This is a genomic window from Duganella sp. Leaf61 (assembly GCF_001421905.1).
GTDB lineage: Bacteria > Pseudomonadota > Gammaproteobacteria > Burkholderiales > Burkholderiaceae_D > Rugamonas > Rugamonas zoogloeoides.
Window position 1 is genome coordinate 328,342 of record NZ_LMLM01000032.1, and the last position, 6,277, is coordinate 334,618.

The 6,277-nt window shown below is 62.6% G+C and carries 5 protein-coding genes and 2 pseudogenes; 2 read left to right on the forward strand and 5 right to left on the reverse strand.

Features of this window, described 5'->3' with window-relative positions; translation table 11 throughout:
- Positions 1-83: 83 nt before the first annotated feature.
- Together ASF04_RS25140 and ASF04_RS25145 are read left to right on the forward strand one after the other, a co-directional pair.
- Positions 84-305, forward strand: a complete 222-nt coding sequence (locus tag ASF04_RS25140; RefSeq protein ID WP_019919846.1) for a molybdopterin-binding protein — start codon at positions 84-86, stop codon at positions 303-305.
- Between the two features lie 239 nt (positions 306-544).
- Positions 545-1,522, forward strand: a complete 978-nt coding sequence (locus tag ASF04_RS25145; RefSeq protein ID WP_056147949.1) for a serine hydrolase — start codon at positions 545-547, stop codon at positions 1,520-1,522.
- A 101-nt stretch (positions 1,523-1,623) separates the two neighbouring features.
- Here ASF04_RS25145 and ASF04_RS25150 read toward each other — a convergent pair whose 3' ends face one another.
- The 5 genes and pseudogenes from ASF04_RS25150 to ASF04_RS28415 form a co-directional block, all read right to left on the reverse strand.
- Positions 1,624-3,318, reverse strand: a complete 1,695-nt coding sequence (locus ASF04_RS25150) for a ShlB/FhaC/HecB family hemolysin secretion/activation protein (protein ID WP_056147951.1) — start codon at positions 3,316-3,318, stop codon at positions 1,624-1,626.
- A gap of 7 nt (positions 3,319-3,325) precedes the next feature.
- The coding region (locus ASF04_RS28400; protein ID WP_229205198.1) for a YDG domain-containing protein at positions 3,326-4,711 on the reverse strand (1,386 nt) is incomplete at its 5' end.
- Position 4,712: 1 nt separating this feature from the next.
- A pseudogene (locus ASF04_RS28405) lies at positions 4,713-5,023 on the reverse strand (YDG domain-containing protein); the annotation flags it as partial.
- A gap of 36 nt (positions 5,024-5,059) precedes the next feature.
- Positions 5,060-5,799 (reverse strand): annotated as a pseudogene (locus tag ASF04_RS28410) (YDG domain-containing protein); the annotation flags it as partial.
- Positions 5,732-6,277, reverse strand: a 546-nt coding sequence (locus ASF04_RS28415; protein WP_229205199.1) for a YDG domain-containing protein, incomplete at its 5' end; no start/stop codon positions are given. The gene ASF04_RS28415 and the pseudogene ASF04_RS28410, both read right to left, overlap by 68 nt.

The following is a 6,277-nucleotide window of genomic DNA, read 5'->3' on the forward strand; positions in this document are numbered from 1 at the left end:
CGATAGTCGGAACGATTCGTTCACGAAACGGACCGTCGGCCTTACTCTGGCTGGGTAGACATCAACCACACAAAGGACTCACGATGGCCATTTCTGAAATTAATGTACGTAACCAGTTCCGCGGCAAGATCAAGGAAATCATCTTCGGACCGGTGGTCTCGGAAGTGGACGTGGAAACCCAGCACGGCATTGTCACCTCGGTGATCACCTCGCGCTCGATCCATGATCTCGACCTGAAGGTCGGCAGCGAAGTGATCGCCCTGGTGAAATCGACGGAAGTATCGATCGCCAAGATCAGCAGCTGATTCACTTTGCATCGTTCCCTTAAAAGCCCCGCGCCGCGTGCCCGAGGCTTTTGTTTTATTGGAATGTTTAAAATAATGGAATCCGCGAGTTATGCACAATAGACGAGAAACCACTTTAATGTTATCGTCCAACCTCAGTGTTGCCGCATAGCCAGTGGTTTTCTACCGTCCTGGTCATGTGCTGCGTCGCCTCCACGACGCCCTGTTCCACCCTACATCCCAAACCGAAACTACCGAACATGCTCAAGAAAATTGTTGCTGTCTTGCTGAGTACGTTTACTGCCGCCGCCCTGGCAGTGCCGCTCGGTTCACAGTCGGTGCTGGTTGTCGAAGACGACACCGGCAAAGTCATTCTGGAAAAGAATGCCGACATACAAGTACCCATTGCCTCCCTGACCAAGCTGATGACCGCCATGGTCGTGCTCGATGCCAAGCAGGACATGAAGGAAGCGATCGAAATCGACCGCGCCGACGTGGACATGCTCAAGCACAGCACCTCGCGGGTGCCGGTCGGCGCCGCCATTGCGCGCGGCGACGTGCTGCAACTGGCGCTGATGTCCTCGGACAACCGCGCTGCCGCCTCGCTGGCTCGCACCTATCCCGGTGGCACCGAGGGTTTCCGCCGCGCGGTCAACGCCAAGATCCGCGCGCTGGGCCTGGCCAATACCGTGATCGAGGAGCCGACCGGCCTGTCGCCGCACAACCGCTCCACCGCGACCGACCTGGTCAAGATGGCACGGGCAGCATCGGTCTATCCGGAAATTACCCGCATCACCACCGACAAGAAGGACTTGATCAAGATCAAGGGCCGTGACGTCGAGTACCACAACACCAACCGCCTGGTCGGCGCCAAGGGCTGGGACGTCGGTTTGTCCAAGACCGGCTACACCGAAGAAGCGGGCCGTTGCCTGATCATGCGTTTCAAGAGCGGCGGCAAGAACAACACCCTGGTGTTGCTCAACGCCAAGGCCAACTCGGCGCGCATCACCGACGCGGTCAATATCCGCCGCCTGATCGTCGGCCCGGAAGCGCGCTCGCTCGAGCGTCCGCGTTTGCTCAAGGCGTCGGCCAAGGTCAAGGCCGAGAAGCCGCGCGTGGTCAAGGCCTCGGCCAAGGCCAAGCCGGTGCGCAAGGCCAGGATCGTCAAGACCTCGGTGAAGGCGAAAAAGCAGGCGACAGCTGTGAAAGCGTCGAAGCGGACCAGCCGCGATATGTAGCATAAAACCGGGGCTCGGCCAGGCTCAGGTGTCAGACGCCACCGGCCTGCATCAAATGGCGGCCCGTTCGATTGTTCGAACGGGCCGTTTTGCCTGAGCGATCAGAAAGCCTTGCCCAACAGCAGCCAGGCCCGCACCGAAGACTGCTTGCCCAGCAGGGCAGGCACAGCCCCGAGGCGCGTTGCCACCGAAGCGCTGGCGCGCCATTGTTCGGGGCCGTTCCAGTTCATTCCGACGCCGGCGCCTGACATCGAGCCACTGTTTTCATTGCCGTTCCAGGGCTGGCGGTTGATCTTGACACGCGCATTGTCAATAAAGGCCTGCGCCTGCCAGGTCCCGAGCAACAGCCGTCCCAGTTCATGGCGCAATTCCATGCTGGCGGCATAGCCGGTGTCGCCAGAGAGCGCACCGATGTCATAAGCACGGACCGTGTACGGACCGCCGGCGGCCATCTTCTCGGCAGAATCAAGATTGCGGTCGGACCACTGGCCAGTCAAACTGAAATACAGCGAGGTGCGCGGGGTCAATCCCTGCAAGCGGACAAGATTGACATTCCACTTCGAGAACGCGCCGGTTGAACGCGCGCTAGCGGCATCGGACGCCGCCGCAGCGGCGTCGTCGAAGCCGTGACGGCCGCTGGTCCAGCTCAGCGAAGCCGTGCTCATGCCGCCGCCCAACAGGCTGTCGCGCTGATCGCCGTTGACGCTCATGACCCAGTTGCGCAGATGGCGGTCGGTACGGAGCCCGCCAACATCGACCCGATCACGCAACTTCTTGGCTTCATACTGCAGTTGCGCGTACAGGTTATATTCGCTGGTACGAATAAACGGATGTTTTGCCCAGACGCTGCCAACTGAGGCGGTGCCATTGGCGTCGAGGGCGCGGGCCGAGCCGCCGAGCTTGTAGCGCAATGCCGAATAAGCAGCGCCTATCCTGGTACCCTGGCCGTTGAGCAGCGTGTCATATGCGGCCCGAACATAACTCATGCCGTCGCCGGTGGTGGTCAGATTGGCGCTCAGAATATCGCCAGCGTGCAGTGGATTGACGATATTGAAGTTGCCGCTCAGGCGCGTACGGCCGATGTAGGGGTTGCCATAATTATCGAGCGAAAAATTGGCCGGCGCCGATTGAACGTGGCGCGTCTCGACGTCGATGTCGGAAGTCCCAACTGCCGTTCCCGGCTTGAGCACCGCATTGACGGCCACGCCCGGCACATCCGACAACAGCAGCAAGGTGCGATTGAGCTCGTCATCGGCAATCAATTCACCGCCAGCGAGCGAGGCGAGAACTGCGCCAAGGACTGCGTCTTTGACCTCGCTGCTGTTGTTGAGGCGAACGCTGCCGTAGTGTGCCTCGACGACCTGTATGACAACCACACCGTCGGTGATCGACTGCGCCGGAATGATGGCCCGTGTAATCCGGAACCCGCGAGCTTGATAGAACGCCGTAATACGCCCGGCCAGCTCTTCGAGTTGCGCCAGCGTCAGGCTTTTACCCTCCTGATCGGCGACCAGGGCGTGTAGCGTTTCCGTGGGAAAAGCGGTATTGCCTGTGATGCGTAATTTATTCACCGGTATCGGCCGCGAGGGAGGCACACCGATGTCATTTTTAGGCTTGACCTCGAGGGTCGGCGCCGGTGGCTGCGCCGGCACGGGAATGGACGGCTGCAATTGCTGCAGTATCGATCCGGCATTGGGCGGCGCCTGCTGGCCGAGTGCATTGGCGTCCAGCGTAGCGAGCAACAGCGCCGCGAACAAGGGCTTCATCAGAAGAGTCTGTTTGGGAATTGGATTCATATCTGCTTTATTCTTTGCTGCTGGTAGCCACGAGCGGCAATTGCATGCCGCCATTTTGAATTTTGAGCGTAGGCACGGGCGCGCCAAATGCTGTGACCGTACTGATTAATGGCAGCCCCGTTGCTTCCTGCTCGTTCGCACTACCGGTGCTGCTGGTGCTGGTGATGTTGCCGGTACTGGCAGTGATGGCGGTACTGTCGTTATTGCCGGTACTGCGGATGTCAGCCAGTTGCTGCACCACCAGTGTGGTCGACAGGCTCAACACCTGCGGCTGCGCCGACGCCTGCGGCGGCAGCAACGAAGTTTGCACCTGGCTCACCGTATTTTGTACCTGCTGCGGCAACGCGGCAGGCACCGGGGCCACCCCGCCCGTGATATTGGCCAATGCCTGCGATTGTTCGGTAACCACGTAGTTTCCGATATCGGCGCCGCCAAATGTGCTGCTCAAATTGACCGTCTTGCCCAGACCGGCGGCTGCGTCGGCGAACTGGCCGCTTGAAGCCATCGTGATGTCATCGGTACCGAGCCTGCCAGCCAGCGTAGCATTGGCGGTGCTGACCGTGGCCGCAGTGGTGCCATCAAAAGCTTTATCAGCCGCAGTGATGCCACTGACCGTAATTGCCGCACGCGATATGTTCGCTGTCACGCCGGTCGGCTGGGTGACCACGTAGTTACCGGCGTCGGCGCCGGACAGCGCGTAGCCGCTGACCGTTACGGCCTTGCTGGTGCCGGCATCCTTGCTGGCAAAGCTGCCCACGCCGGTTCCCGTCACCGACACGCTGTCGCTGCCCAAGACGGCCACGGCGGCGGTCCCGGTCAGGGTCGCGGCGGTGGTGGCGTCATAGGTCTTGTTGACGGCGGCAATACCCGACACCGCCAGGTTAGCCTTGTTGATGGTTGCGCTCAGGCCGGTCGGTTGCAGCACGACATAGTTGCCGGCATCGGCGCCGGCCAGCGTGTAGCCGCTGACCGTTACGGCCTTGCCGGCGCCGGCGTCCTTGCTGGCAAAGCTGCCGCGGCCGGTACCCGTCACCGACACGCTGTCGCTACCCAGGGCGGTGACAGCTGCGGTACCGGTCAGGCTGGCGCCGGTGGTGGCGTCATAGGTCTTGTCAAGCGCCGCAATRCCCGASACCGCCAGGYTGGCCTTGYTGATGGTSGCRCTCARGCCGGTCGGCTGGGTGACCACATAGTTGCCGGCRTCGGCGCCGGACAGCGTGTACCCGCTCACGCCCACAGCCTTGCCGGTGCCGGCGTCCTTGCTGGCAAAGCTGCCCACGCCGGTACCCGTCACCGACACGCTGTCGCTGCCCAGTGCTGCCACGACAGCATTACCAGTCAGGCTGGCGCCGGTGGTGGCGTCATAGGTCTTGTCAAGCGCTGCAATGCCCGANCCCACGCCGGTACCCGTTACCGACACGCTGTCGCTGCCCAGTGCTGCCACGACAGCATTACCAGTCAGGCTGGCGCCGGTGGTGGCGTCATAGGTCTTGTCAAGCGCTGCAATGCCCGAGACCGCCARGCTGGCCTTGTTGATGGTGGCGCTCAGCCCGGTCGGTTGCAGCACCACGTAGTTGCCTGCGTCRGCGCCCGACAGCGTGTAGCCRCCCACGCTCACGGCCTTGCCGGTGCCGGCATCCTTGCTGGCAAAGCTRCCCACGCCGGTACCCGTTACCGACACGCTGTCGCTGCCCAGTGCTGCCACGACAGCATTACCAGTCAGGGTGGCGCCGGTGGGGGNCCCACGCTCACGGCCTTGCCGGTGCCGGCATCCTTGCTGGCAAAGCTACCCACGCCGGTACCCGTTACCGACACGCTGTCGCTGCCCAGTGCTGCCACGGCAGCGTTACCAGTCAGGGTCGCGGCGGTGGTGGCATCATAGGTCTTGTCGAGCGCCGCAATACCCGAGACCGCCAGGCTGGCCTTGTTGATGGTRGCGCTCARGCCGGTCGGTTGCAGCACCACGTAGTTGCCGGCATCGGCGCCGGCCAGCGTGTAGCCGCTCACGCTCACCGATTTCCCGGTGCCGGCATCCTTGCTGGCAAAGCTGCCCACGCCGGTACCCGACACCGACACGCTGTCGCTACCCAGTGCGGCGACAGCAGCGATACCGGTCAGGCTGGCGCCGATGGTGGCGTCATAGGTTTTATCAAGCGCAGCAATGCCCGATATCGCCAGGTTGGCCTTGCTGATGGTTGCGCTCAGGCCGCTCGGTTGCACCACGACATAGTTGCCGGCGTCGGCGCCGGACAGCGTGTAGCCGCTCACCGTCACAGCTTGGTTGACACCGACATTCTTCGTCGCAAAACTGCCGCTGCCGCTGCCGGCCAGCGACACCGTGTCGCCCGAAACCAGGCCCGAGTAGGCAACSCCGGCRGTGTTGAGCGCGGCCGTGGTGGTGGCGTCGTACACTTTATCGACCGCGSTGATGCCGGTCAGGGTCAGCCCCTTGGCGGYCACGGTGTAACTGCTGCCGGCCACGCCAGGTGCATTGTAATTGCTGGCTGATGCCGGTCAGGGTCAGCCCCTTGGCGGYCACGGTGTAACTGCTGCCGGCCACGCCAGGTGCATTGTAATTGCTGGCCAAACCGCCGTTGCTGCTGCTGCCCAGGCTCARRCCCGTGGTGCTGGCGAGCGCGGCACCGCTTTGCACATTCTTGCTGGTCAAATTCGAGGCGTYACCGGCGCCGGTGACGGTGAAGRTCTGRCCGGCCACGCCGGTCGCCGTCAAGGTGCTGCCTGCCACCGACGTGGTGCCATCGTAGGTTTTGCTGCCGGACACGATGACATCGGCCTTGTTGATGGTAGCGGTCACGCCGGCSGGCTGCACCAGGTTGTAGTTGCCGGCATCGGTGCCGCCCAGCGTGTAGCCGGTGACGGTAACCGCCTTGCCCACCCCGGCGTTGGCGTCGGCAAAGCTGCCGCTGCCGGTACCCGTGACCGTGACGCTGTCGCTGCC

What these genes read in the sequence shown, in the direction of transcription:
- ASF04_RS25140 (WP_019919846.1), top strand. Translation starts at nt 84, where the DNA reads ATGGCCATTTCTGAAATTAATGTACGTAACCAGTTCCGCGGCAAGATC.
- ASF04_RS25145 (WP_056147949.1), top strand. Translation starts at nt 545, where the DNA reads ATGCTCAAGAAAATTGTTGCTGTCTTGCTGAGTACGTTTACTGCCGCC.
- ASF04_RS25150 (WP_056147951.1), bottom strand. Translation starts at nt 3,318, where the DNA reads ATGAATCCAATTCCCAAACAGACTCTTCTGATGAAGCCCTTGTTCGCG.